This is a genomic window from Neisseria sp. P0021.S005 (assembly GCF_051956955.1).
The window spans coordinates 1-2622 of record NZ_JBQCWY010000428.1; the positions used below are offsets into that span (position 1 = coordinate 1).

Annotated in this window: 4 protein-coding genes; all 4 read left to right on the top strand. The window is 50.1% G+C overall.

Going from position 1 to position 2622, the window contains the following annotated elements:
- On the top strand, positions 1–202 hold a 202-nt coding region (locus ACTHUE_RS15120; RefSeq protein WP_440423905.1), incomplete at its 5' end, for a rod shape-determining protein.
- Positions 203–213: 11 nt separating this feature from the next.
- Complete coding sequence (gene mreC, locus ACTHUE_RS15125) at positions 214–1056, top strand: rod shape-determining protein MreC (RefSeq protein WP_070459835.1); 843 nt, start codon at positions 214–216, stop codon at positions 1054–1056.
- A 4-nt stretch (positions 1057–1060) separates the two neighbouring features.
- A complete protein-coding gene (gene mreD / locus ACTHUE_RS15130; RefSeq protein ID WP_070459832.1) occupies positions 1061–1561 on the top strand; it encodes a rod shape-determining protein MreD in 501 nt (166 codons plus the stop codon).
- A 4-nt stretch (positions 1562–1565) separates the two neighbouring features.
- Positions 1566–2622, top strand: a 1057-nt coding sequence (locus ACTHUE_RS15135) for a penicillin-binding transpeptidase domain-containing protein (RefSeq protein WP_440423906.1), incomplete at its 3' end; no start/stop codon positions are given.

Here is a 2622-nt window from a genome sequence, read left to right on the forward strand (position 1 = left end):
ATTGGCCGGCGACATCGCCGACCGCGGTATTATGCTGACCGGCGGCGGTGCGCTTCTGCACGGTATCGATACTGTCTTGGCCGACGCAACCGGCCTGCCCGTCGGTATTGCCGACCAACCTCTGAACTGCGTTGCCTATGGTGCCGGTAAGGCTTTGGACTATATCGGCAAATGGGATACCGTATTCACGGAAAACCCATAAGGTAGATGGTTATGGAACGCTCTTCTTTGCGCTTTGACGAGGCAAAAGGCTCTAAGCTGTTGCCTCGTTTTGTCGTTTATATCGCTCTGGCTGCCGGCCTGATGGTGGCAGATTACCGCTTTTCATTGATGCAGCCTGTACGTGCTGCAGTAATGCCCATGCTCTATCCTGTTCAATGGCTGGCAAATCAACCTGTTCAACTTTATCAATATTTTGCCGACCTCTCCCAGTCCAAATCCGAGCTCTTGGAACAAAACCGCCAACTTCTGGAAGAAAATGGCCGTCTGAAAATTGATTTGCAGCGAGATAAAGTCAATACTGATGAATTGCGCGAATTAAAAAAACTGTACGGTTTGCAACAAAAAGGCATTCACAACGTTATCGGTGCGGAAGTCATTTCCAATGGCAAAGATCCGCTTTCCGAAAGACTGATTATCGGCAAGGGCGGCCAAGATGGTTTGAAAGTTGGCGATGCGGTCATCGATCAAAGCGGTTTGATCGGCCTGTTGACACAAGTTCACACACAAAGTGCGGAAATTGGGCTGATTTCAGGCGGACAAAGCATTGTCCCCATAGCCGTCAGTCGCACCGGCGAACGCAATTTGGCATACGGCAATGGCAACGGTTTGGATTTGCGCTATTTTCCAACCGGCTCAGACTTGAAACCCGGCGATATTCTACTGACTTCCGGCTTGGACGGTACTTATCCGGCGGGGATTCCCGTTGCAACCGTCAGCAAGGTTGTCCGCGCATCGGGAACGCCTTATTACGATACGCAACTGACGCCTTTAGCCGCTTTACGCAGCAGCCGTTTTGTCTTGGTACTTTCTTCCGCCCCTTCTTCCCCACGCTGATTTCATGAACGATTTTGACGATTCTTACCGTGCAGTACCGCTGCACATTATGGCGGCCAGTCTCATCGTGATGATGATACTGGACTTTATGCCGTTTTCCTTTGACGGGTTCTTCTGGCTGCCTGAAATGACGGCACTGATGCTGCTGTATTGGGCATTGCACCAACCGCAACGCGCAGGCATGGGACTGGCTTTTGCCATCGGCCTGATTGTCGATGCCGCAACCGCCGCGACTTTGGGATTGCACGCCCTGTCTTACGTCGTGATGACTTATTTCATTTTAAACCACCGCCGCCAGATCATGCTGTACGGCCACATTATGCAATTGGCTGCTGTCTTGGCTGCGCTGCTTCTCAATCAGGCCGTCTTAACTGTTGCCCGTTTGTTCCTTAATCATCAGGTCATCACTTTGCAAGGCTTTGTTGCCCCATTTGTCGGCACATTACTTTGGCCGATACTCAGCCAGCTAATGTTGATTGTGACCCGTATTTACCGCTCCCACTGAAAAGATGAAACCGACTCTTCCACGCCGTCTTTCCGGTGGTCAACATATCAAGAAACCTTCCGCTCAGGCAGCACAAGCCGACGCTTTGTTGCGCCTGCTCGTTGCGTTTATCCTGATTGTTATCTTCTTTTCCATCTTGCTGGCGCGGTTCTTTTACCTGCAAGTGACTCAGCACAACGAGTTTTCCGGTCAAGCATCGAGCAACCGCATCACCCTGATTCCAACGCCGCCCGTACGCGGCGAAATCGTCGATATCAACGGCGTTCCTTTGGCCAAAAACTATCCTGTCTTTTCGCTCGAAGTTATTCCCAGCCGCATCGAAGGCAAGATGGAAGATGTCATTGAAGCATTGAAAAAATACGTCGATATCACGCCGACAGATTTAAAACGCTTCAAAAAATACCGCGAAAGCTATAGAAAATTTGAAAATATCCCACTCAAACTCAAACTGACCGATGAAGAAGCCGCCCGTTTGTCCGTACATCTGCGCGAATTCAAAGGCGTAGAGGTCAATTCACGCACTTTCCGCGAATATCCTTACGGCAAACTGACTTCCCATTTCTTAGGCTATATCGGCCGTATTAGCGACAAAGACAAAGAAATGCTGGAAGAAGAAGGCCTGACCGCCCTCTACCGCGGCAGTACACATATCGGCAAATCCGGCTTGGAAAAATATTACGAACACCAGCTTCATGGCATTCCAGGCTATCAGGAAGTCGAAAAAGACGCTTACGGCAACATCGTCCGCGTATTGAAAAATGTTCCGTCCAAAATGGGGCAAACCTTGCGCCTAGGTATGGATATCCGTATGCAACAGGAAGCCGACCGCATCTTGGGCGACCGCCGTGGCGCATTGGTGGCCATCAATCCGCAAGACGGTACTGTTTTGGCTTTTGTTTCCAAACCTTCCTTTGATCCCAACCTCTTTATTGACGGCATCGACAGCGACACTTGGAAAATGCTGAATGACGATTGGAAAAAGCCTTTGATCAACCGCGTTACCCAAGGCCTTTATCCGCCGGGTTCTACATTCAAACCCTTTATGGGCATGGCTTTGTTGG

Coding starts and splice junctions, on each gene's coding strand:
- mreC (WP_070459835.1), top strand. CDS start 214: ATGGAACGCTCTTCTTTGCGCTTTGACGAGGCAAAAGGCTCTAAGCTG.
- mreD (WP_070459832.1), top strand. CDS start 1,061: ATGAACGATTTTGACGATTCTTACCGTGCAGTACCGCTGCACATTATG.